The organism is Paenibacillus sp. FSL R5-0473, from assembly GCF_038004565.1.
Classification (GTDB): domain Bacteria; phylum Bacillota; class Bacilli; order Paenibacillales; family Paenibacillaceae; genus Paenibacillus; species Paenibacillus amylolyticus.
In genome coordinates this window covers 4,586,148-4,610,564 of record NZ_JBBORL010000001.1, presented here as the reverse complement: position 1 = coordinate 4,610,564, position 24,417 = coordinate 4,586,148, and the positions used below count along the sequence as shown (strand labels likewise).

Genomic DNA, 24,417 nt, shown 5'->3' with positions numbered 1-24,417 from the left:
TAACGAACAGTACACGTTTTGTTCGCAACGTACATAGATGTAACTGACAGCTTATTTGCCCGACACATTGCTTAACAACACAGATAACCTGCGCATCGCCTCTTCAACCGTGGAACGTGGACAGGCTACATTAATGCGCATGAACCCTGAGCCCTCTGTTCCAAAGAAGCTCCCGTCATTGAAAGCAAGCCCTGCTTCATGAAGAAGCATATTGCATAGTTGTGCATGTGGGATATTCAGCTCCCGGAAATCCATCCATAACAGATAGGTCGCTTCGGGCAGATGCATCTTAATCTGAGGCATATGTTCCGCAACATATTGCTGTACATACTCCATATTTCCACGGATATAGGCAAGGCACTCATCCAGCCATTCCTCGGCATCATTGTAAGCAGTTTCGGTTGCGACAGCCCCCAGTGTGCTGATATTGGCAAGTCCCATCGTTTTTACACCCTGCGCGAACGATTCCCGTAACTTAGCATTGGGGATAATGATGTTGGATGTGCAGAGGCCAGGAATGTTGAACGTTTTGCTTGGAGCCGTACAGATGATACTTAGATCAGAGACGGCGTCCGAGATCAGGGTCAGTGGTGTATGAGTTCCGCGCTGATGAATAAGATCGGCATGGATTTCATCTGAAACCATCAGTACGTTGTATTGCAGACACAATGACGTAAGCCCTTCAAGCTCTTCACGAGTCCATACCCGTCCAACCGGGTTATGAGGACTGCACAGAATCAGCATTTTGACCCGACCGGTCTGTAAGCTGAATTCCAGTTGTTCCAGATCCATCGTATAATGACCGTTATTCTCTACCAAAGGATTGGTGATCAGTTCACGGCCCTGACCACGTACTACTTCATAGAAGGGAGCATACACCGGGGTTTGGATGACTACAGCATCTCCAGGATCGGTGAATCGTTGTACAGCAATGCTGAGTGCGGGCACAATACCTGGAGTGAATACGATCCAGTCATCGTTAATTTTCCAGTTGTGACGCCGTTCCATCCACCCTGCAACAGCTGCATGATACGCCTCAGTCCGCACTGTATAACCAAAAACCCCGTGCTCCATCCGTGTTTGCAGGGCCTGAATGACGGATGGTGGAGCAGCGAAATCCATATCGGCCACCCACATCGGAAGCGCATCAGCAGCACCGAATATATCCTCAAGCGCATCCCATTTTTCTGATCCGGTAGAGATCCGGTTAATAGACTGATCAAATGTACTAGTATTGTTATTCATCGTATTTAATCCCCCTTGAGTTCCGTTCCTTCGACCACAAATCGACAAATAATTATCTAATACATTGGTTAATTTGGCAACTGTTGTGCATGTATGATTAGCTTCATATGTATGGTCCGGAATTCAGGACTTTATTCATATAAGAACAACTTAACGAGCGAGAGTACAGCGGGAATACGACAAAGACTATTTTTGTACGCCCTTGGTCCTGTTTTGTTCATATATTATTTACAACCTCTTGTCAGATGCTATTATATTGCTAACATTTGGTGGAACAACGGGCTGTTATCCGAATAAGCTCGTACCCATACATGATGAGCATAACTACATGAGTCTTTCGCGTACATCGAGCGATCGCTTGAATCGTATTATGCATAAGGCTGACATTTGAACTCAGGAGGCATTTAGGGATGAAAAGCAAAAAGTGGTTGATTGCTGCGGGTGTGTTTGGCATGGTGTTAACCGGATCCGCAGGTGTATATGCAGGTACACAACTGGAGACAATCAAAGCTTATCTGAACCATGGGCTCGCCATCGAAGTGAACGGACAGAAATTTACACCGACAGGTGACCAGGGCAAAAAGCTTGCGCCAATTACATATCAAGGCAGTACATATCTCCCCGTTCGTTCGATTGCAGATGCGTTGAAGACCGAAGTGAAGTATGATTCCCAAAACAATAAAGTAAGCATCGGCTCTTCAAGCTCTTCTGGTGGGTCAACATCCACAGGCAACAGCGGAACGACATCACCATCTACAGGTACGAACTCACAGGCGGCAGGTGTGAAGTCCAAGTATCTGCCAGCAGATTTCCCATTACCGAAGGATGCGAAGGCAACAAGTCTCATTGAGAACATAATGGATGGTGACAAAAAAGTAGTGCTCACGTACACAACCAAAGAAACGTTGCTAACCGTTGGAACATCCTACAAAGACTACTACCAGACCAAAAATTTGAGTCAGAACACTCAGGATATCCAGGCAGACGGCTTCAGCATCGTGGGTCGTGAAGATGGCAAATATGCCGTGACCATCACAGGTTCGGTGTCTGCAACCAACAAGGATCTGAATGAAATCACCGTAGTGTGGGGCGAAGAGTAATCCTTCCTTCTATAAAAGGTGAACAGCAAAAGCCGCCCGTTGAAATCATAACAGATTTCATTGGACGGCTTTTAGGGTTGAATCCATATCTGGTTGTATACTCTGAATTAATAGTCTAAATATTAGTCCGTTACAGGTACTCGTTGAACCATCCGGCAATATGCTCCAAACGGCGTACCCTCAAGTGAGGGTGACCTCCACGGGACAACTCGTGGTTGGCACTTGGGAAACGAACAAGTCTTGTGGTCTGCTTGCGCCGTTTCAATGCAATGAACAACTGCTCGGCTTGTTCAATTGGACACCGCAGATCCTGTTCGCCATGCAAAATGAGCAGCGGAGTACTGACGTTTCCAACATAAGCGAGCGGGGAATGTTTCCATAGTTTTTCCGTGTCATCCCACGCGTTACCGCCAATCTGGTCTTCCGTGAAGAAATATCCAATGTCACTTACACCGTAGAAGGATAGCCAATTGGAGATGGAACGCTGGGTAACAGCCGCCTTAAAGCGGTCCGTGTGTCCAACAATCCAGTTGGTCATGAAGCCACCATAACTGCCCCCGGTTACGCCCAATCTGGATTCATCGATAAACTTATACTGGGACAGGGCATAATCCACACTCTCCATGAGATCGCGATAATCTCCACCGCCATAATCTCCGCGACAGGCGTCTACAAACTGCTGCCCGTATCCGAGGCCACCGCGTGGATTGATATACACAACAGCGTAGCCTTGTGCGGCGAGAATCTGGAACTCGTGCATAAATGTAAAACCATACATCATGTGCGGGCCGCCATGAATCTCCAGAATGGTCGGAATTTTGACCCCGTCGACCATGCCAGGAGGTTTCATGATCCATCCTTGCAGCCGTAGGCCATCTGAGGAATTGAACCAGAAGGTCTCAGGTGTACTTAGATGGATCTCATCCTCAAGCTGTGGATTGCTGCGGGTGAGCTGAATCGGTTCTACCCCGGGATTTTCCGCTTGTTCATATATATAGAGATCACCAGGATTTAGTGTATCGGCTACAGCGGCAACGATCTGCCCGTTTTCCAACTCGGCAAATTGATAAATCTCCCGTTCGTCAGGCCATATATAGTCGGCACTGCTGCCGTCTCGAGCGAATTTGGCGATGCGTACACTACCATGGATGGTCGCCAGACAGAAGATTGAAGAACCATCTCTGCTGAATACAGGCCCCGTGGTTGTCAGATGTGAACGCATGTCGCCAACAATGCTGTGATTCAACTGTACGTCCCAATCCGTGCTCAGACATACGAGTTCACCACCTGATATCTGAAGGGTGTACAACTTCACAAGCGTGGCATTTCCATAGGAACGGTCACTGGCGAGCAGTGCAAGAGATTGTCCATCCGGCGCAAAGGCCAGTCGGCTGAACGTATATCCTTCCGGGGTCAACTGCTTCACATCCGATCCGTCTGCTTTGGCAAGGTACACATGATTAGTCAGGGTGTAATCATTATGGTCCTCGCCTTCTTCAGGCATCTGCGCAATCCAAGCGATGGATGTTCCGTCCGGGGACCAGGCGTAGTCTCCGACGTCATAATGACCTGTAGTTACAGGAATTGCTTCCGCATCGATCGGTGCGAGAGCGAAAAGGTGGGAACGTCGACCGTTCCACAATCCACTGGCATCTGACTTCATGCGAATCCGGTCTACGACATGTTCTTGCAGCAGTTTGGGTTTATCGTCTATAGGATCTGTATGTTCTGATTCTTCATTTCCGCTCATATCCACGGATGATTTCGCAAGTATGGTATGACCATCCGGTGACCAGAGCAGAGAACTGACGCCATGTTTCAGGTGACTGATTTGCTGTGCTTCTCCGCCATCTGATGCGATAATCCACACTTGGGATTTCCCATCAACCTCTCTTAAAAAGGCAAGCTGAGACCCATCGGGCGACCAGGCAGGGGAATGATCCTTCTCACCAGAGGTAAAGGGCCTGTCCTTCTGACTCCCCAGATGCAGCAGTCTTAGGTGAGAACAATAACCGTCACGTGCTTCATTCGTTTTCCGGCTTACATATACCAGTTGTCCGCCTTGAGGGGACGGAGTTGGATCATTAACCCATGTAATCTGATAAAGATCTTCCGATGTTATGCCGCGCTGACTCATCATTGTTTGTCCTCCCACCATGAATTAGAATTGGTTAATTTCCTAACCTTTCCATTTATATTAACGGAAAGCAAGGGACAGGACAATAAGGGTAATGAAGGAGGGGGAAGACATTTAACAATGTATATTCATTGAATTAAATATTTGCACGTAACGTAGAGGACAGAAATAACCTGAAGAAGCGGAGCGTTCGCCTAAAAGCTTTCTGAAAGAAAGCTACATCGGAAGCATAGGCTATCCCCGGATTTTCACTTTGAAAAAGTGGAATCGAAAAATCTGGGGATAACAGCGATCGGAAGGTTGTTCTGTCATCGGAGTGGCAAGTGCAAATATTCTTAGTTCAATTCATATAGGTGTGTTAAAGGATTTGCTCGAAGGATGACGAATCCTAATGTTGAATAAGCGCAGAAATGACGAAAAATGGTCGTAATTCAATGTTTAACATTGGTTAATTTGGTTTAATGTACAATGCAATTCCTGTTCTACATTTCAGGTATTTGGTTCATAGCCATTCGTTTATATAGAACTCGTATGATTCAGTCGCAATGGAGGAGGAACGTCACGTTGAGCACATCCCATGAGCAACATGTGGAATATCCAAACCGGAAACGAATGGCGTGGCTCACGGCAGGGGCAGCACTTTTTGTGGCAGCCGGATTTTTTTTGATTTTTGATCGTTCTTCAGTTACGAATGATTCCATCCTTTCGGATGTGATTGGACTTCTATCCATTTTGTTTTTCGGGCTATGTTTCTGTTACAGTCTGGTAAAGATGATTAAGAAGGAACCTTCTTTTGTAATCGATGAGGATGGGTTTGTGGATGCATCTTCTTATACCGCAGGAGGAGCCGTGGCTTGGAACGACGTTGAGAATATTTTTATGTATGAATTGATGGGACAGAAAATGATCGGGGTCAAGTTGCGGGACGAGAAAGCCTTTCTGGATCGCCAGAACGGGATGAAACGCAAATTGATGACGGTCAACAGCAATATGGTCGATGCGACCATCAGCGTTGCCCAAAGTAGCCTCACAGTGCCACTGGATCAATTGTATATCATGATGATGAGCCACTGGAGACATGTGAGTGATAATATGATTTATGATTCGTATAGTCGTCGTTAGAGAGGTCACAATGTCCATAGAGTCTTCAGAATGGAGGAATATAGATGATGCATGGTAATCAAACACGCACGATTCTACTTCCGGATGGAACTGCCCTGCCTGCGATAGGACAAGGCACATGGAACATGGGAGAGAAGCAATCCAGCCAGCAAGAAGAAGTACGCGCACTGCGTTCCGGTATTGAACTGGGAATGACCGTGATTGATACGGCGGAGATGTATGCAGAAGGTGGGGCAGAAGTTGTTACGGGAAAGGCCATCGCGGGCTATCGTGATGAAGTTTTTCTCGTATCCAAAGTGTATCCCCATCATGCGGATCACAAACAGATGATTACCGCTTGTGAGCGTAGTCTCACGCGTCTTGGTACAGATCGTCTGGATCTGTATTTGCTTCACTGGCGTGGAGGAGTACCGCTCGAAGAGACGGTTGAGGCTTTGGAACAATTGAAGCAATCCGGTAAAATCATTCGCTGGGGTGTATCAAACCTGGATACAAGGGATATGCAGGAGTTATGGAGTCTGCCGGAGGGGTCTCAGTGCATGGTGAATCAGGTGCTCTACCATGCAGCTTCGCGTGGTATTGAACATGATCTGCTTCCCTGGATGCGGGAACGGAGCGTTCCTGTAATGGCGTATTGTCCACTGGCACAGGGTGGCAGACTTCGAAGTGAATTGTTGGAGCATCCCGTCATTCAGAAGATTGCGCAGGATCGAGGAGTTACGACTTCGCAGATCGCATTAGCCTGGGTGATCAGGGATGGAGATGTACTGGCGATTCCGAAGGCGGTACAGCTGAATCATGTGGCAGACAATGCAACAGCAGTGAATATCGTTTTGACACAAGAGGAACTCACCCGTTTGGATGAGGCATTCCCTGCACCTAAAGGCAAAGTACCTCTAGATATCGTGTAAAATAGATAACAATACGATTAATAAAGTTATGCAGAGCAGATCTTCACGATCTGCTCTTTTTTTTGTATGGATATCGATAGCAGAAGTTTGCCCATCAATTGAGCGAATATATATTTTAACAAATGGGCTTTACAACACTATTTCACTAGTGTACTATTTAACTAACACACAAGTACAGAGAGGGGCGAGAGCTTTGTGACTATAGAATTTGATAACAATTTACCAATCTATCTGCAGATCATGCAGTACATCAAGAGACAGATTGTAACCGGGACACTTCAGGCAGGTGACAAAATTCCTTCGGTTCGTGAACTGGCGGCTGAACTACAGATCAATCCAAATACAGTACAACGGACATTTCAGGAGCTTGAGCGGGAAGAAGTGGTCGAAACCAAACGGGGCTTGGGCAGATACGTGACCAGTGAGGAGCGGAAGATTATGACGATCAAAAAAGAGATGGCCGGTGAATTGCTGGAACGTTTTCTGACCGGAATGCAGGAACTGGGGATCGAAGAGCAGGATATCTTATCCATCGTAGCCGATGCCGTTGCGGAAGGAAAGGGAGGGACAACGCATGAGTAACATCCTTGAACTGAACCAGATCAATAAAACATATGGCAATAAGAAAGCGCTCAGTAATATTACTTTGGATATTGCACCGGGACGAATCGTAGGTCTGCTGGGTAGCAACGGTAGTGGAAAAAGTACGCTCATGAAGCTGGTTGCAGGTTTGTTGCATCCGAGCAGCGGAACGATTCAAGTCACAGGTAAGCCTGTTGGGCTGGAGACGAAGGCGTTGGTTTCATTTATGCCGGATCGTCCATTAACCGAAAAGTGGATGAGAGTGCGGGATGCGATTGCGTACTATCGCGATTTCTATGCTGATTTTGATGAGGAGAAGGCGCGGGAGATGCTGGACTTCATGAACCTTGTCGAGAGTGACCGGGTAAGGCATCTGTCGAAAGGGATGAATGAACGACTACAACTAACACTGGCACTTTCTCGTAAGGCTCGTCTGTATTTGCTGGATGAACCGATTGGCGGAGTAGATCCGGTTGCGCGAGGCAAGATTCTGGATGCGATCGTCAAGTTCTATGATGAAGACAGCAGTCTGATTATCTCCACGCATCTTGTGAATGATATCGAACGGATTTTTGATGAAGTTGTCTTTATTCGCGAGGGTGAGCTGGTGATGCGGGAAGAAGTGGAAACGCTCCGTCTGAAATATGGGAAAAGTGTGGATGAGATGTTCAAGGAGGTCTATGCGGAATGATGACATTATTGAAGTATGACTTTAGAAGGAACTGGAATACACTGCTGGCTGGGCTAGTTATTTTGATTATCGCTCAAGTGGGGCTTTCCCTTTTCGTGTCTGAGGTCACAGGGATTGTGCTTGGCATTATGGGTTATGTTGGAGTTGGTGTGGCTATTTATGTGAAAATGATCAAAACATACACGTCCAATATCCGCTCTTATAATCGCCGCCTTTTACCCGTAACGGGCCTGTCACATGTGTTGTCTCCCTTGATCTTTGGAGCCCTTTGCGGGTTGGGGTTAGTCATTATATTCGCGACTCATGCCTACATCTATATCTCAATGAAGCTACGAATGAACATGGCTACCAATATTGATCTTTCGGGTCTGCATGTCTCGGATTATATTAGTTTGTTGCTGTTTAGCGCATGGGTTATGGTATTCATGACCGTCATTATCTTCCTTTCGATCTCGATTGCAGGCAGCTTCCGTTGGAGAACGGGGCCATGGATTGGAATCGTTGCATTCTTTGTCCTCGTTAATCTGCTTGGCTGGTTGGAAAATATCATTACGACAGGACGTTTTAGTCCAAATGAAATGTTCCGGTACACGGAAGAAAGTACAGGGATCTCGATCACAGCCAATGGCGTATTATGGTCGGACGGCATGTGGGGAAGCATTGTATTTGAAGTCATTGTGGCGGTCATCTTGGTGTGGGCTACCATTTACCTGAACAACAAAAAAGTGGAAGTCTGATAACAGGATAACTTGAACGTGATGCGAGCAACCAGGGTTGCTCGTTTTTTTACATCCAGTAATAATCCACTTTTTGAATCCATTACCATTAATTATACGTATATATAAATATATTGTGTGCTCGATGCGAGATTAGTTTAAAGAGAACAAAAGGATATGTAAGCGAAAGGAGGAAGCGTTATGAAATTATACTTCAGGGATAACTTTTTTAACGCAGGTTACACCGAGATTATGAATCCGAACCAGGAACAGGCAGGGCATCTGGATTTGAAAAGTGTCTTTGGTTCTTCGCTCGATGTATCGGATAACACGGGATTGGTCTGTAGCGGCAAATTTCGCATGTTAACGAATCGTTGGGATATCACTGCAGCAGATGGGAGACATCTGGGTGTGTTGCGGGCGAGATTCAGTTTTTTTAGTAAAAAGTATGAATATGACGCAGTATCACGCGGTACATATGATGTGTCTGCTCCAGCATTTTCGCAGGAATATGATATAAGTGGCAGTGGTGGCCGCATCGTGGCCAGTTTCCGTCGTACCAGCGGCTGGTTTAGTTCAGGGGCATTTGTATTAGATAACCAGTCGGAACAACTGGACACGTATGAATTAATTGCAGTGGTCATGGGCGTGCACGCGATTAACAAAAGACGGAACTCGGCAGCTAGCAGTGGTGGAACGTAGTTTAGGCGCATGTATACCAAAAAGGTTTGGATGAGATTCTCCAGACCTTTTTTTCGTATATGGATATAGATATGGATTTGGCTTTTGAGCAATAGTTATGGTTAACCCAATCTAACAAAATCATTGACCATCGGCTTTCGCAAGAGAGCCTTCCTCACGTTGGCGGTGCTGAACTTCATTGGAGTGTTCGGAATGCATATCAGGCCCTTTTTCCGCATAACGTGCCAGTGCCTTCGCAGCTGTTTCGGACATCCGCTCCCGTAGCACTGTGTGGTCAGCGATTCGAACCCGTTTGCCGAGAAAACGCATTTTGGATAAGACATAATCCATCTCATTGCGCGGAACGGTCAGCTCGATCCGATATGTCTGCTTGGCTTCCAGGTACTCGACCTGTTTCTCGAAGCAGGAGAAGGCATAGAGGATTCGGGACAGCTCCTGATTGAACTCGGGCAGTACCTCGATGGTGATGGTCGTTTTACGCTTCTCTGTTATCGCAGCAATTCGGGCAGTGTAACCCGAGGCGGTATCCGGTTCAACCGGTTGGGCTTCCACGGTAACGATGCTGTGCAGCTTGGTCGACATGAGTTTGTCGAAGCGAGGAGCATACCAGAGCACGTACCATTCTTTTTTGACCATGGAATACTCCAGTTTGTACGGGAAGCCGAATTCATCATGGCTCGTGCGTCCATTGCGGACGCGACCCGTCATGCGAAATCCCTGATGATGCAGAATGATTAGCCGTAACTGTCTAAGCAGTGGGTGAGAGACATTGTTTTCTTCGCTTTTGGCTTTTTCGGTCAGGTAATCTTGAAGGTTCAGGTCCTGCTCACCATTCAGCATGTTGTACATTTTATCCAACGTTACAGCGCTCAGCGCTTCTCTCGCAGCAGGGTGATTCAGCATCATGCGAAGCCAGGCCCGTTCCTGTGAGGTCCAGGTGAACAGTCCGGTTTCATTCAGTCGTGTCATCATCTGGTAATTGAACATCTTCTCGAACAGGTTCATAATACTCCGCAATCTCCTTCCATTCCTTGATCATCTCTTGGCGTAGTCTCTGAGGCGCGATTACTTCACAGCTTGAGCCAAAACTCCGCAACCACGGTTTGATCTCGGTGGTACCGTTGACCTGGATTTCGTAGAGAAAGGTATGATCCGTTTCGGGTATAATTTTGCCCCATTGACCTTGCAGATGAACCCGATCCAGAATAAAGTTGCGCTGACCACGCTCCGGGTGGAAAAAGCGAGCTTGAACCGTCACGGTATTTCCCGTATCCACGAGCCAACTGTAGCGACTAATGTCGGTCCACTGCTGCTTCAGTTTGAGCATGTATTGCTCTTCTACTGAATCCTGTTCCTCCAGTTGGGTTATGCCTTCCATGCGGAATTTCACAAAGCCGCGCCGGCCCTGATATCCAATTACATACCAACGACCATACTGATGGTCATAGATCACTTCAAGGGGCACGATCCGGTTGGATCGACCACCTGCTTCCCGTTCAAAGCGTGGATTCGTATTCTGTGAACTGTAGCTGGATGGTTTTTTCGGTGAATAGTATAGGAACTGCACACGTTTACGCTGACGAATCGCACTAAGCAGCGTGTAGAGATGAGCTTCGTCCAAGATACGAGAATAATAGTGATACTTATAGATATAGGGTTCGGTTGCTTCTTCTTGCGGAAAACTTGCCGTAATGGCTTTTTTTAAACTGTCCCGCAATAAGTACCCCTGTACGGAAGGAACCTGGGTGTTCGCCATCATATCCACAAAATCATACAACTCCAGCTGTTCCTCCACTGTCAATTCGGTAAGGACGTCCTGTTGTAAAGCATATCGATACGGTCTGCCACCCGGCTCTTTTCGGATAACCCCAACCTCTTCCAGATACTTCAGATCGGAACGAATGGTTTTCTCGTCAGGTAACGCCAGATCCTCCGGCAGATCAGCACAGCAGGCGTCCAGCAGTTCCATCGCGGTCAGGGTTTTATGTTGTAAGGTATGCAAAAGGACAGAAAGCCGCTGAACTTCAGTCTCTTTCATCGACTTGGCGCGGAAGAGGAAGAGCAACATAGGCTCTGACTCCCCGTATTGGAAGCGGACGAGATCTGCCATTTCCCGGCCTGCTTCGGCACCTGGGCGTTGGTCGGCGACGGTCTGCATGATTTCTTTTAATCTGCGATTGGTTTTATCAAAGGTATGTACGGATATGCCAAGCCGCTCGGCATATTGTTTGCGGTTATATGCACCGCTTGTTAGGGATAACATGCGTAAGAACTGAATTTCTTTGTCAAAACTCTCTCTTGCCATGAACATTCACTCCTTGTTATCCCTTCATTGTAGCAGGATGAGCGGAAGGTTTCATTTTAAACTTATGAAGATTGACTCCATTTCAGAAAATGATTCGTCGCCATACTTTCGCCATGTTCGCGTGTAGATGTGTGAGGCATAATGAGGTTGTGAAGCGGGGCAGCAACAAACTCTGCGGATCAAGGTTCCGAGGCGCCAGGGAGGGTTACTTCGACTGTTAATCGACCAGGTCGTTGGTTCGAATCCAATCGCCGCCGTTCATGGCGGTGTAGCTCAGCGGTAGAGCGGGTATTATACCTTCCCACCTTTTTCCTCGGAACATTTTATTAGGAAAGATCAGCAAATAGACTCACACCGGGAGGTCATGAGTGATGAGCAGAGCGAAACAATTATTCAATCAACCTCAGCCAACGACACGTAATCATGGGGGCTATGGAGCCTATGAGCGATTGGTGGAGGAACAATATATACAGATGTTGATGACCAATACATTGAACAATACGTTCTATGCAGATACCCAGCAACTGATGGACGATGCGATGGTCAGTCATCAGGAGATGGCTGAGGTCGATGTAGGGTTTATGGCGCGGGCGCTGGTCTATGCTCGTAATGAAGGTTTGATGCGGTTACAGCCTCTATACGGGCTAGCACTGCTGTCAAAAGTGGACCCGGATCAGTTTGCGAAGGTATTCTCCAAGGTGGTACAGACACCGGCTGACTTGGCCGATTTTCTGACGATTCTAAGAGGAACTGGTCGGGGACAGGGCGGGCGAGCAGTTAAGCGTCAGGTGAGTCAATTTTTGAACGGCATTACTGAATATTGGGCGATCAAATACAACGGGCGTGGGCGTGGATACAGTCTGGGTGATATGATCGCTACAGCACATCCCAAGCCGATAGATCTGAAGCAAAAAGCCTTATTCCGTTATTTGCGCGGGCATGAGGTGGATCTTACGGAACTACCGCAGTTGCAGGCGCTTGAAAAGCTGAAAGCTACTCCAAACCCGGCAAGCCGGATGCATCTGATCGAGAAAGGTAAACTGCCGTATTCGGTGGTCACCTCGATCATGCAACCGACACGTACGGTGTGGGAGGCGTTAATGTCACAGATGCCGACTTTTGCGTTGCTGCGCCATCTGAATGCAATGGATCGTGCGGGAGTCTTTGAAAAATCGAAAAATATCGATTACGTAACAGGTCGCCTAACGGATGCAGAAGCCCTGCGTAAGTCGCGCATCTTACCATTCCGATTCGCCAGTGCATATGAAATGATTGCGAGGGAAGAGCTGCGGGATGTTTTGCGACAAGCGGTAGAGATATCCATTGGCAACCTGCCAACACTGCCGGGAAGAACGGCTATTTTCCTGGATCGTTCCGGTTCCATGCAAGGGGATTATTTGCGGATTGGTTCGGTGCTGGCACTGGCGCTTTATAAACAAACAAGAGGTAACGCACTGTTCTGGTTATTCGACCATATGGTTGAGGATGCTCGTCCCAAGATGGATGAGAGCATCCTTTCCCAAGCTCACCGTATTCGCGCACAAGGTGGAACAGACACCGGTCGACCGGTGCGGGAACTTCGGGATATCGGAGAAAAAGTGGATCAGATCATTATGATCACCGATGAACAGCAGAATGAAGGCAGCCCGTTATATGCTGAGCTTGAGCGATATCGCCGGATGATGAATCAGGAGTTGAAGGCATTTATTGTGGATATAGCACCTTATCAGCAGGCAATGGTACCGCCACGGGATGGCAAAACCTTTTACATCTACGGTTGGAGTGAAACGGTATTGACGTATATTGCCGAGACTGTGGCAGGATATGATACACTCGCGAACCGGGTGAGAGAGATAGAGATTTAAATTGGGGAATTTGGAGGGGACGGACCATGACCTACGTTCATGAAGAAATGAGAGATACGATTAGACAACAGCTGAAGCAGATTGAACAGGAGGAGCAGGTAAGGATCATCTATGCCTGTGAATCTGGCAGTCGGGCGTGGGGGTTTCCTTCACAGGATAGTGATTATGATGTTCGTTTCTTGTATGTAAGACCGCTGGAGTGGTACTTGTCGATTGAGGATAAAAGGGATGTGATCGAACGCCCAATCAGTGACCAGCTCGATATCAATGGTTGGGATCTGCGCAAGGCGTTGAAGCTGTTTCGCAAATCAAATCCACCGTTACTGGAGTGGCTGCAATCCCCCATTCAGTATGATGAACAGTATAGTGTGGCACAGCATATCCGTGCACTGTCGCCTTTGACCTTCTCGCCCAAGTCCTGTATGTATCATTATCTGAATATGGCAAAGGGGAACTTCCGCGATTATTTACAAGGTGAGCAGGTGAGGATTAAAAAGTATTTCTATGTGTTACGTCCCTTACTCGCTTGTGGCTGGATCGAACGTCATGTTGCGATGCCACCGATGGCATTTGAAGAACTGGTTCAAGAACTTGTACCTGCGACTACACCGCTATATACGGAGATTCATGAGTTACTACGCCGGAAAAAGGCGGGCGAGGAACTGGATCTGGAGCCACAGTTGCCAGCAATACAGACTTTTTTGGCGGAGAAGATCGAGCATTTTGAACGACTGGCTGGCCAGATGGAGAACGAGCAGATTATTCAATTTGAAGAATTGGACCGGATTTTCCGTTTTGCATTGCAAGAGGTGTGGGGCGAAGGGGAATAAGAGGAAGAAAGTTGTGTGCTGGCGACGCTTTCGCTGGAGTCAGAGCGAGTAGACCCGCGTTTGTAAACTGTTATGTGAAAATAAATTATGTTATTAACCTATATTGTATGGGTAATTATGGTATGATACTCTGGCTAAACTAATTGCTGGAGGTTATCCGTATGCGTATCAAAGTAATAAGCAGTTTGGTTGCCATTTTTATGATTTATGCTACTGTTGCATCTGCCCATCCGGGAAGAACAGATGCAAATGGGGGACATACCTGTCGAACCAACTGTGCAAAATGGGGGCTGAAACAAGGGGAATATCATTATCACAACGGAGGTTCTTCTTCGAGTTCCAAATCTTCCTCTTCAAGTTCATCCAGTTCAGGAAGTACCAAGAAAAGTAACAAGTCTTCAACGGCAACCCAAAAGAAAGCCACTCCTAAACCAGAATATATTAAGTCTGCTGTTCAGGTGAAGGTAAATGGTTCCAAGGTTATTTTCACCGAGTCTCCAATTATAATGAATAACACAAATCTCGTACCTCTGCGTGAGATGGCCAAAGCAATGAAAGCCAAAACGTATTGGGACAGTAAGACTCAGACCATTACCGTTACCAAAGACAAGTACAAGCTAATCTTTACCTTGGGCAGTAAAAAGGTGAAGGTTAACGGGAAAGAAGTCACCCTACAGGCAGCACCCAAAGAAATTAAGGGAACGACGTACATTCCCCTCAGAGTTTTGGTAGAAGGGCTTGGGGCATCCCTCACTTCATCTGGTAATACGCTGACGGTGAAAGTCAAATAATAAGAATAAGAATTCATAAAGAAGCAGGTTCGGAGTTTATCCGACCTGCTTTTTTTTGTGTGTATGAACTTCGTTATAGTGAGTAATTTATCAGGTCGTTTTTCTTAGTGCGGAGCGTTAGGGATTTTCCGAATCAGTTGGTATGAGCAACGGCGCGAATCTCAATCAGTTGATGAGGGAAGGCCAGACCCGATGTCCCAACCATTGTAACAGCCGGACGATGAGTACCAATATACTCTTTATACACAGCAACACATGGCTCAAGATGCTCCTGCGGGTGAACCAAAAAAATCTCCAGTTCAGCAATGTTCGACTTGGTCACGTTAAATCCTGCGAGCACGCGATCCAAGTTATTCAATGTCTGGCGAACCTGTGCTTCAATATCATCGACACCAATAAACGTCCCCTGCATATCATGCGAAAATTGACCTGCAATGTAGATCGTACCGTTAATGCTGTATCCCTGAGCAACGCTGAATGCCTCTTCCCACGGGACCCCGTGGCTATATATTTGAGCTGTAGACATATATTTCTCTCCTTTGGGAATTCAAGATAAGGTTAGTATAAACGGAGAAAAACGACTTGGGCAGTACGCACTTTCATGACAGTGACTATCCATTGGGATAGTGTAAACACGGTGTTTGTGAGCCTAACGACTCATTTCAGAGAATCTTTATATCAGGATATTTAATTTAGGTATAACTAACTTAAGTCCTATATCCTTCCACTAGAATCTGGGTAATAATTATAGTAGGCAAGTGATTAATGGAATCTCATAACGTAACGATAGGGGGTAACCTGTATGGCATCTGTGATTCTGCTGGTGAAACAGACGGAGGACGATGAGAAGGTTATTTATCGCTTCGGACCGAATGAGCGAAAGATGGGGCTCATTGAGATGAATAAGATTAAGGAAAGTGTGAGGGAACTGGAACCTGTCCAGGTGGATGGGGTAAGCCCGAGTTTTTTCTTTAACCGAGCCGCGCAGCGACTGGTACGATGTTTATTCAGGGAAGGCGGCAAGTTCCCGGAACGAACGACGTTTGAAACATAGTTTTAGCACCGCAAAAATAAGTCCACAACCCTGCTCATGGGTCATGGACTTATTTTTCGTTTCAGAACGTTTTGGCATAAGAGATCAGTGCCGTAATTGTGATGATATTAAGCAACGTTGAGATCAGCACCGTCTGGGCTGCAAAATCTGGTTCGTTATCGTATTCTTCTGCGAGAATGGATGCGTTGACACCCGTCGGCATACCGGAAGCGATAATAAGTGCCTGTGCAGCGATACCTTCCAACCCAAGCAGTAGCACAATTGAAATCCCGATAGCCGGGCCAATCAGAAGACGCAAAAATGTGCTAATATACACATCAAGGCGATACAGTTGAATTGGATATTTTACAATCTGTGCCCCGAGTGTCAGAAGCGCCACGGCAACCATACTTTGCTGCGCATAGGTCAGTGGCATGGACAGGAACGTAGGCAAGGGAACCTTCCACATGTGTAACAGAATCCCCAGCAAGAGCGCATATGGAACAGGCATTTTAAGAAATCCAATAATCACAGCACGGTAATTACCTTTGAGCTTCGCGCCCTGAATGGACAACACGCCATAGGTGAATGTCAGTAATGCCTGCAAAGACATGACCAGTGCCTGAATGGAAGAGGCGAGTGGATCGCCGCGGAATACCAGTGCATTGATGGGCAGTCCATAGTTGCCTGCGTTATCCAGCATAATACTGTTGTTGAAAGCAGCCTTCATGCCTTTATTCATCCGAAGCGAACGCGCAAATACAGAACCTACAATATAGAGAATCAATACATATATCGCGTAAAAGAGTGTCACGGTCCCAAGCAGTTCGCCCGACATATCCGAGTGGTACATGCTCATAAAGACGGCTGCGGGGGTAATACAATAGAAATTGATTTTGGCGAGTGTGTACAAGTCCAGCTTGAACACCTTTTGCATCCAGGACCCGACGGCGATCAGGAGAAAGACGGGCAGGACGACTTCAAGCATGATGTCTGCAATCATTAGTTCAGCTTCCTTTTTCATGAAAATTTCAATCCGATTTCGAAAATACTTTGCTTATTATATCATTTTATACACACACGAAAGATGTAATTAGCTAAAAAAGATAAGGGGGCTTCCGATCATGATTCCAGATCATCTGGATGTTGGTTTATCGATATTGTTTATTGGTTTCAATCCGAGCATTACGTCTGGAGAGACGGGTCATCATTATGCTTACAAAGGAAACCGGTTCTGGCGCATCCTTGAACGGTCGGGAATAACCCCGCGTTTATATGATGCACAAGAGGATGGAGAGTTGCTGAAGCTGGGGTACGGATTCACGAATATTGTGGCCCGTCCCACCAGAGGTATGGAGGATATTACGAAGGAAGAGTACGCTGAAGGACGACAGATTTTACGGCAAAAGCTGGAGGAATACCGACCGGACATCGCCTGTTTTGTCGGGAAAGGGGTATACACCCAGTACAGCAAACGTGCCAAAGTGCAATGGGGATTCCAGGACGACCCAGTCGTCAAGGAGATTCAGGAGTTCGTCGCTCCGTCGTCCAGTGGACTCGTGCGCATGTCGATGGATGAGATTGTGGCGATCTATTCACAGCTTGCTGATTTTGTTGCGGAGAAGAACGGGGAAGATTAAGAGGCAAGTAAGGCAGGAGAGAGAAAGATAGCAAGAATATACTGCCACGGAATGTGGATTCGGGGTTCCAGAAAATTACTCACGAAACCTGCAGAGAATGTGCAGCGGCAATCACAGAATGTAGGTATGCAGAGTTCACCCAGTCGGCTTTGCCGATAAGGGCGAATTCTTTTTTTTGGATAAAGTGAGAGGTTTCGGGAACGGCTTCCGTCTATATAGTACAGAACCATGCATGGAAGCTGTAGAGAAGGGGGATTACATGACTCAACAGATACCGGAGGAGGAGCTTATTCAGCGCATTGTTGCAGGGGATAAGCAGTTGTTCTCCGTGCTTGTGGATCGATATAAAAATAAAGTCTACGGCATCATGCGCGGAATGGGCGCAAGTCATCCGGATGCACAGGATCTCGCTCAGGATACATTTATTCGTATCTATCGTTATCTCCCGTCGCGGCGGGAAGGAAGCAGCTTCTCCTCTTGGGTGTACACCATTGCGGTGAATCGGATGCGGGATTTTATACGGGAAAAGAAACCCGTCATGTCTCCAGTCGATCAGGGGATCGAACCTGTCAGTAATGAAACACCGGAAAAGCGTGTGCTGCATAAAGAGATGCAACGTGAAATATATCGCCAACTCGAACAGTTACCTGAATCGTATCGCCTGGTGTTATTACTGAAGTACACAAACGAGTTGAGCTATGAAGAGATTGCAGACATTACAGGCATGAGTTCAACCAAAGTGCGTAACGCCCTTTATCGCGGGAAAAAAACGCTGAGGAAGCAAATGGAACGCAAAGGAGGTTTAGCTACGTATGAAGCCTATTTCAAAGGATGAGGATCGGTTATGGGAGGAGCACCTGTACCGTGAGGAGCCGGACGCAGATTTTACGCTTAAAATCATGCAGAAGCTGGATGGCGTGTCCATGGAAAGTGTGGAAGATCAGTATCCATTCGTGAAAAAATCCATGAGATCGCATTGGATGCGCCGGACTGGAATCGCCGCCGCGGCAGTTGTGATCCTTGCGGGAGGGGCCTGGTTGGCTTTTGACCGAACAGCAGAGCCGCCCTACCCCTCAGTGAGTGCTGTGGATCGCCCGCCACTACAGAACATCCCTGTGCCTGAAGAATTGAAATATTCCTATTTTGCAGATGATTACAAACGTCTTAAACCTCTCGGACTTGTGTTTAATCCGGATATCAATATCAATGACCAGGGCTACACGCTTAAAATTGAAGACGTGCTTGTAGACCGATCTCATATGGTAATGACCATGCAACAAACAACACCTGATGGATTAGGGTTATCACGGTCACTGTCTGCGATGGGGAGAATTCATGTTACGGATGAAGAGGGACGACAGATTGCCACTCTTGCAAGAGATACCAGAACTAAGGGTTCCGTAACTGAACGATTGTTATTCCAGTTTCATGATGAAATTCCGGATCAGGTGGTCGTGCGGGGTGAACTGCGTAATCTAAATGTGGGCAGATATTATGATTACGAGAAGAAATCCTACGAAGATAGAGATGTTACGGTGGATTGGAGCTTCCAATTCAATATCGATATGACCAAAGCCAAATCATTGGCTGTTGAAAATTCTATGGATAACACATATACGACGCCAGAAGGACTAAAGCTTGATATGACACAGCTTGTACGCACGCCAAACGGAACCCGGCTTGACCTGAATGTGAGTCTGGATGATGAACTTCGTGCCAAAGTTAATGAGGATTGGGCGAACTATATGAGCATCATCTACCATCTTGAAATTCCTGAAACAAATGAATACCGAATTTTCAATGGGATAAGACCAGATTCGCGTCAAGCCAAGTTTCGACTCCAAGATCTGAGTGACTTAAGAAATGGTGGGCCGTTGAAGTTGTCGGAGACATGGGACCCTGCATTTGTTACGGTAGATGCGAAGAACATTCGCTTTGTTTTGGATGGTTACACCCTCCCGGTGAAGGAAGAGAAATCAGTGGAAGTTGATCTGGAAAAAAGACGTAAGGACGATAACAAATTTTATACATTCGTAGCATTTGAACAGCTTGGCGATAAAATATTAATCTATGATTTTGATTACGAGCCGGTGATGGAATCGTATGATCCTCCGAAGATTGATGTAAAGAAAGGGTATTCACTAGTTCTAAAGGGAAGTGGGACGTTCCGAAATGCTTTCATGGGTGATCGCTGGGTTGCAGTAGATTCGGATGGAAAAGAGTATCCTGTTGAAGTGAACGGTTATCCGGATCAACCTAATAATAACGGTGAATACGTTGAAGATGATCTGCAATTAAAAATTCGGGGGTTTAACGAAGAAAAGGGTACAAAATTCACTTTGAAAAGAACTGTAGTCAATAGAGAGTATCGCGATGTGAATTGGGAAGTGGATCTTCCGTCGTACAGTAGCCTGCCTTGGCTGAAATAACCACTAGTACAATTCTTAGACATGAAGTAAATGAAGCTTCGAATGGATGATATAAGGATGGATAGATGGATCATCAGATTTAAGTGTGAATGTACAGGAATATAAGGATATAAGCCTGATATACGAAAAAGGCCCTGCATAATATGCGGGGCCTCTTTCGTTTGCACCAGACTTACGGGGACAGCAAGTACCTAAAGAATTCATTTTCAGAAAAGAGCAGTACCCTTTCCGAATTATGCCGATTCCCTTGGAATCAACGTAGTCGATAACATAACGGTTTCTTTTGGCGTCCCCGGGCGTTCGATCCGGCGTTGTAAAGCCTCGACCGCGCGCTGTCCAAGTTCCTCTTTGCACAGGTTAACCGTGGTCAGTGGCGGGGAGGACGTAACAGCAGAATGTACATTGTCAATACCGATGACAAGGCAATCTTTAGGTGTAGAGATACCCATCTCCTGTAATTTGTGCATCCATTGCAAAGCAATATCATCATTAACACCAATCCAGGCATCGGGACGTTTGTCATCTGGCATGTTTTGAATGGTGGTAGCCAATTGGTTAACCCATTCGCCGTTCTCATACGGAATGTTCCATTCTCTGAAGCTGGTCGTATGACTGGTATCCACATGGAAATGGTTCAGAGCCAACTCAATCCCGATCTTCCGCTGCGCGAAGCTGGCAGCACGACCATCATCTGTGATGAGGCCGATCCGTCGGCAATTCATAGACAGTAGATATCTCGCGACGGTGATGCCAGCTTCCAGATTATCGTGGCTGATCGTATCACAATTCAGCAGGGGTTCCTGATGATCAACGAGAATAATAGGCCGACCCGTCTGAGAGAGTCTTTGCAGTACCGTATGAGGAAAAGCACCCATAACAATAATCCCGGCACAACGTTCCCAGTCCAAATGAGGAGCAATCGCTTTTTCGGGAGAGGTGTTCTCGTCCGTCACTCCGAGTGAGGGAGAAACAATGGCATGATGCCAACCACGCTCATTACAGGCGGAGATCATGCCTGACAGAACACGTTGCCAGTAGTGGGGTTCACCGCGGTTGAGCTGATTCATGCATATGAGAACAAACGGGGGATCGGAAGGATCCACATGGTTTGCAGCAGCAGGACTGTTGGTAGCACCCGGAGTACTTTGGCGATATCCCAGTGCCCGAGCAAGTTCAAGAACCCGTGCGCGTGTTGCTTCACTGACGCCCGTCTTGCCACTAAGTGCACGGGAGACGGCATATTTGGATAATCCGAGCTGGTCAGCCAGCGTCTGAATGGATACTTTGCGTGACATATCATTACTCCTTCGTATGTGAGCGGTTTGCATAAATCCAATGAGCGAATTGATTGAATGAATGCAAATTGCAGATGTAAATAGTGAATTGAATTTTGAATGAGATGACCTTTATGAATTGACGATCATCTTCTGACACAGTACACTTACAAATAATAATGTTATTATAATTTATCATAACAAAAATAACAATAGTGTGAGAGTGTTAGGCTTAATCTAAACTAATTTGCTAAACTTCAATTCAAAGGAGACAACATCCATGGAACAGTTCAGATTACCGAAAATCCCTATGCCGCATCTGGAATTACCGCAAGCTGTGCAGGATATTCTGACTGAAGCGGACGAGCGTTTGCAACATCGACCGAGGTTGCTGGCTCAATTTCGCAATTGTTTTCCCAATACGCTGGAAACGACCACGAAGCTACTGGAGGATGGGACAACCTTTGTGATTACAGGGGATATTCCCGCGATGTGGTTAAGGGATTCGGTAGAGCAGGTCATGCATTATGTTCCGCTTGCGAAGGATGACGAGAAGTTGCAACGTATTATAGGAGGCCTGATCAAACGCCATACGTTCTACGCTGATATGGATATCTATGCCAATGCGTTCAATGAAACGGCGAATGGGTGGCATTGGGATGCCAATGATGAGACGGAGATGTCACCTTGGGTGTGGGAACGGAAGTTTGAACTGGATTCCCTCTGTTTCTCCATGAAGCTGGCTTATACATATTGGCGGGAGACTGAACTTACGGATATATTTGACGAGCGCTTCAAGAAAGTGATGGAGAATATCGTACACCTGTGGGAGACAGAACAGCATCACGCAGAGCGTTCACCTTACCGGTTCATGCGCCGTAATTGTCCAGCCCATGATACGCTGCGTAATGAAGGATTGGGTATGCCGGTGAATTATACGGGGATGATTTGGTCCGGATTTCGTCCGAGTGATGATGCCTGTGATTTTCATTATAATATTCCGGCGAACATGTTCGCTGCGGTAACCTTGCGCCAGATGGGGGAGATCGCGAAGTGGGTGTTCCGGGATGAGCAGCTGGTGAGTCAAATGGCTCGTTTGGAAGAAGAAATACGACATGGCATTTCCCTGTACGGTACTTACCGTCATCCGGAGTATGGACAGATATATGCCTATGAGACGGACGGTTACGGCAACTTTTGTCTAATGGATGATGCGGGTACACCTGGACTGATGTCCATACCGTATATGGAGTATGCTTCGATTGAAGACAGAGTGTATCAGAACACACGGCGATTCATTTTAAGTAAGGAAAATCCGTTTTATTATGAAGGGCGGGTAGCCAAAGGTATTGGTAGCCCCCATACCCCTCCGGGATATATCTGGCACATGGCGCTATCCATGCAGGGTCTGACCGCAGACAATGACGAGGAAATACTGGCGATGATTGAATTGCTGGAAAATACGGATGCGGGTACTGGATATATGCATGAGGGTTTCCACGTCGATGATCCCAACACGTTCACTAGACCATGGTTTGCTTGGTCCAACAGCCTGTTCTCGCAGTTGGTGTACAAGGCAATGAAAAAAGGAATTCAATAAAATGATGAAAGTCCAAAAAAACTGCCTGCAAAGTGTCCGTTCCGGTTACGAATCGTTCTTTTGATCGCTGTTATCCCCGGATTTCCTGATCGACTTTTGTAAAGTCGAAATCCGGTGATAAGCGTATGCTTCCGATGCAGCTTTCTGAAAGAAAGCTTTTGGGCGAACGCTTTGCTTCTTCAGAATCGATTTCGTTCCCTGCACTACTTTTACTATCGAGCGCCATTGTTTTTGTACGACATCATTTTTAGAATAGGAGAGTAGGTAAAAAAACAACAAAGCCCAAACTGCTGAACTTTGCAGTTTGGGCTTTGTTTATGATGAGATACACAGGCGCTTTGCTATGTGTTTTTCAGTAGATCGGCGATGAACACTTTCTGTCCTGTGCGGGCGCTTTCCAGAGAAGCGAGAACCATGGCCATGCTGAACTGGTTATCACTGCAATCGGTCTCAGGCAATCGTCCGGATTCCAGTGCGGCGAACATGTCTTCGAGGCAGCCGTGATGACCTGTTTTGTCCATGACAGGCAGTTCCGCTTCAATCCGCTCACTTGGTTGGAAAAAGGATGGTTTGCCGTCAGCATCGAGGCTTTGCGCAGCAAGCACCTCAGCATAGATGTCATCATGACCATCCCAAATGGCGGTTCCTTTTTCACCGATTACGCGCCAGCTTGCTTCCCATGATGTGGGTACACCTTCTGCGCACCAGGATCCGCGATAGTTGAATACGGACCCGTCAGACATCTCAAATATACATAACGCCATCGCATTGCCCTGATACCAGGAACCTGGAGGATTGAACTCATGGCAGTACACCGATACTGGGTTGGCTCCGAGAATATACCGTGCCTGATCAAACGTATGTATCGCCATATCGAGCAGCAGCGGACTATCCATCAGATCACGGAATCCGCCGAAGTGTGGCCCGAGGAAAAAGTCGGCTCCTGCGTAACCTACCTGCCCTATAGCTCCGCCGGAAATGAGGTGCTGGTAGGCGCGGATACGCGGATCAAAACGGCGATTCTGCATGACGGCTTGAATGTGTCCTGTGCTGCGAGCGGTTTGCACAATATCTGTGCAGTCGGAGAAGGACTCTGCCAGTGGTTTCTCGCCAAATACGTGACATCCTTCCTTCAGCGCCGTCATGGCAATGCCGTAATGACTCGCCGGAATTGTGACATCAAATACGATATTTGCACCAGTCGTTTGAATGGCTTCACGAATATCGGTGAACGTGGGGCAGGTGAGGCCATGTCTTGTAGCAAAAGCAAGGGCAGTCTGTTCATACAGATCGACCAGTCCGACGATTTCTGTATCTGGCCTTTGCAAGGCATAGTCCGCCCACGTGTTTGCCATGGCACCGCAGCCAGCAATAATTACCCGATAAGGATGAGTCATGTTCTCATCTCCTTCGCATGGATTGTGTTATACAGCTCGCATTGTTT

The 24,417-nt window shown here is 46.9% G+C and carries 23 protein-coding genes; 15 read left to right on the top strand and 8 right to left on the bottom strand.

Annotated features, from left to right (window positions below; all coding sequences use genetic code 11):
* Positions 1-51: 51 nt before the first annotated feature.
* Positions 52-1,245 carry a MalY/PatB family protein gene (locus MKY28_RS20325; protein WP_340936793.1) on the bottom strand — a complete coding sequence of 398 codons (1,194 nt, stop codon included), beginning with the start codon at positions 1,243-1,245 and terminating at the stop codon, positions 52-54.
* A 410-nt stretch (positions 1,246-1,655) separates the two neighbouring features.
* On the opposite strand from MKY28_RS20325, the gene MKY28_RS20320 reads away from it, so the two are divergent.
* A complete protein-coding gene (locus tag MKY28_RS20320; protein WP_076251256.1) occupies positions 1,656-2,345 on the top strand; it encodes a stalk domain-containing protein in 690 nt (229 codons plus the stop codon).
* A gap of 130 nt (positions 2,346-2,475) precedes the next feature.
* Here the strand turns inward: MKY28_RS20320 and MKY28_RS20315 are convergent, their stop codons facing one another.
* Positions 2,476-4,485, bottom strand: a complete 2,010-nt coding sequence (locus MKY28_RS20315) for a S9 family peptidase (protein ID WP_340936792.1) — start codon at positions 4,483-4,485, stop codon at positions 2,476-2,478.
* 561 nt (positions 4,486-5,046) lie between these two features.
* On the opposite strand from MKY28_RS20315, the gene MKY28_RS20310 reads away from it, so the two are divergent.
* The 6 genes from MKY28_RS20310 to MKY28_RS20285 all read left to right on the top strand — a co-directional run bounded on the left by MKY28_RS20310 (position 5,047) and on the right by MKY28_RS20285 (position 9,206).
* Positions 5,047-5,604: an STM3941 family protein gene (locus tag MKY28_RS20310; RefSeq protein ID WP_340936791.1), complete on the top strand. Its 558-nt coding sequence runs from the start codon at positions 5,047-5,049 to the stop codon at positions 5,602-5,604.
* 47 nt (positions 5,605-5,651) lie between these two features.
* A complete protein-coding gene (locus MKY28_RS20305) occupies positions 5,652-6,515 on the top strand; it encodes an aldo/keto reductase (RefSeq protein WP_445670928.1) in 864 nt (287 codons plus the stop codon).
* A gap of 195 nt (positions 6,516-6,710) precedes the next feature.
* Positions 6,711-7,097 carry a GntR family transcriptional regulator gene (locus MKY28_RS20300; RefSeq protein ID WP_036606428.1) on the top strand — a complete coding sequence of 129 codons (387 nt, stop codon included), beginning with the start codon at positions 6,711-6,713 and terminating at the stop codon, positions 7,095-7,097.
* Positions 7,090-7,788: an ABC transporter ATP-binding protein gene (locus MKY28_RS20295; RefSeq protein ID WP_017690291.1), complete on the top strand. Its 699-nt coding sequence runs from the start codon at positions 7,090-7,092 to the stop codon at positions 7,786-7,788. Before MKY28_RS20300 ends, MKY28_RS20295 begins: the two co-directional genes overlap by 8 nt.
* Positions 7,785-8,525, top strand: a complete 741-nt coding sequence (locus MKY28_RS20290; RefSeq protein WP_036606429.1) for a hypothetical protein — start codon at positions 7,785-7,787, stop codon at positions 8,523-8,525. Before MKY28_RS20295 ends, MKY28_RS20290 begins: the two co-directional genes overlap by 4 nt.
* Positions 8,526-8,705: 180 nt before the next feature.
* Positions 8,706-9,206 (top strand): hypothetical protein, encoded by a 501-nt coding sequence (locus MKY28_RS20285; protein WP_340936789.1) that lies wholly within the window; start codon positions 8,706-8,708, stop codon positions 9,204-9,206.
* 120 nt (positions 9,207-9,326) lie between these two features.
* Here MKY28_RS20285 and MKY28_RS20280 read toward each other — a convergent pair whose 3' ends face one another.
* The gene (locus MKY28_RS20280; protein ID WP_340936788.1) at positions 9,327-10,211 is read right to left on the bottom strand and encodes a WYL domain-containing protein; all 885 of its coding nucleotides are present in this window, start codon (positions 10,209-10,211) and stop codon (positions 9,327-9,329) included.
* Positions 10,159-11,511, bottom strand: a complete 1,353-nt coding sequence (locus MKY28_RS20275) for a helix-turn-helix transcriptional regulator (RefSeq protein ID WP_340936787.1) — start codon at positions 11,509-11,511, stop codon at positions 10,159-10,161. Before MKY28_RS20275 ends, MKY28_RS20280 begins: the two co-directional genes overlap by 53 nt.
* A 371-nt stretch (positions 11,512-11,882) precedes the next feature.
* On the opposite strand from MKY28_RS20275, the gene MKY28_RS20270 reads away from it, so the two are divergent.
* The 3 genes from MKY28_RS20270 (at position 11,883) to MKY28_RS20260 (ending at position 14,997) form a co-directional block, all read left to right on the top strand.
* Positions 11,883-13,376, top strand: coding sequence for a TROVE domain-containing protein (locus MKY28_RS20270; protein WP_340936786.1), 1,494 nt, complete (start codon positions 11,883-11,885; stop codon positions 13,374-13,376).
* 26 nt (positions 13,377-13,402) lie between these two features.
* Positions 13,403-14,206: a nucleotidyltransferase domain-containing protein gene (locus MKY28_RS20265; RefSeq protein ID WP_340936785.1), complete on the top strand. Its 804-nt coding sequence runs from the start codon at positions 13,403-13,405 to the stop codon at positions 14,204-14,206.
* 161 nt (positions 14,207-14,367) lie between these two features.
* Positions 14,368-14,997 carry a copper amine oxidase N-terminal domain-containing protein gene (locus MKY28_RS20260; RefSeq protein ID WP_340936784.1) on the top strand — a complete coding sequence of 210 codons (630 nt, stop codon included), beginning with the start codon at positions 14,368-14,370 and terminating at the stop codon, positions 14,995-14,997.
* A gap of 133 nt (positions 14,998-15,130) precedes the next feature.
* Here the strand turns inward: MKY28_RS20260 and MKY28_RS20255 are convergent, their stop codons facing one another.
* Complete coding sequence (locus MKY28_RS20255) at positions 15,131-15,523, bottom strand: RidA family protein (protein ID WP_340936783.1); 393 nt, start codon at positions 15,521-15,523, stop codon at positions 15,131-15,133.
* A 276-nt stretch (positions 15,524-15,799) separates the two neighbouring features.
* On the opposite strand from MKY28_RS20255, the gene MKY28_RS20250 reads away from it, so the two are divergent.
* On the top strand, positions 15,800-16,051 hold the full coding sequence (locus MKY28_RS20250) for a hypothetical protein (protein ID WP_091015650.1): 252 nt from the start codon (positions 15,800-15,802) through the stop codon (positions 16,049-16,051).
* A 61-nt stretch (positions 16,052-16,112) separates the two neighbouring features.
* On the opposite strand, the gene MKY28_RS20245 is transcribed toward MKY28_RS20250, so the two are convergent.
* Entirely contained in the window at positions 16,113-17,033 is a 921-nt protein-coding gene (locus tag MKY28_RS20245) for an AEC family transporter (protein ID WP_017690279.1), read from the bottom strand.
* A gap of 121 nt (positions 17,034-17,154) precedes the next feature.
* On the opposite strand from MKY28_RS20245, the gene MKY28_RS20240 reads away from it, so the two are divergent.
* The 3 genes from MKY28_RS20240 (at position 17,155) to MKY28_RS20230 (ending at position 20,099) form a co-directional block, all read left to right on the top strand.
* Positions 17,155-17,670 (top strand): mismatch-specific DNA-glycosylase, encoded by a 516-nt coding sequence (locus MKY28_RS20240; protein WP_340936782.1) that lies wholly within the window; start codon positions 17,155-17,157, stop codon positions 17,668-17,670.
* Positions 17,671-17,929: 259 nt separating this feature from the next.
* Positions 17,930-18,505 carry an RNA polymerase sigma factor gene (locus MKY28_RS20235; RefSeq protein ID WP_062832928.1) on the top strand — a complete coding sequence of 192 codons (576 nt, stop codon included), beginning with the start codon at positions 17,930-17,932 and terminating at the stop codon, positions 18,503-18,505.
* Entirely contained in the window at positions 18,483-20,099 is a 1,617-nt protein-coding gene (locus MKY28_RS20230; protein WP_340936781.1) for a hypothetical protein, read from the top strand. The genes MKY28_RS20235 and MKY28_RS20230 overlap by 23 nt, the downstream gene beginning before the upstream one ends.
* A 233-nt stretch (positions 20,100-20,332) precedes the next feature.
* Here the strand turns inward: MKY28_RS20230 and MKY28_RS20225 are convergent, their stop codons facing one another.
* On the bottom strand, positions 20,333-21,394 hold the full coding sequence (locus MKY28_RS20225; protein ID WP_340936780.1) for a LacI family DNA-binding transcriptional regulator: 1,062 nt from the start codon (positions 21,392-21,394) through the stop codon (positions 20,333-20,335).
* Between the two features lie 259 nt (positions 21,395-21,653).
* On the opposite strand from MKY28_RS20225, the gene MKY28_RS20220 reads away from it, so the two are divergent.
* Positions 21,654-22,973, top strand: coding sequence for a glycoside hydrolase family 125 protein (locus tag MKY28_RS20220; RefSeq protein WP_340936779.1), 1,320 nt, complete (start codon positions 21,654-21,656; stop codon positions 22,971-22,973).
* Between the two features lie 341 nt (positions 22,974-23,314).
* Here the strand turns inward: MKY28_RS20220 and MKY28_RS20215 are convergent, their stop codons facing one another.
* Positions 23,315-24,370: a Gfo/Idh/MocA family protein gene (locus tag MKY28_RS20215; RefSeq protein ID WP_340936778.1), complete on the bottom strand. Its 1,056-nt coding sequence runs from the start codon at positions 24,368-24,370 to the stop codon at positions 23,315-23,317.
* Between the last annotated feature and the right edge of the window lie 47 nt (positions 24,371-24,417).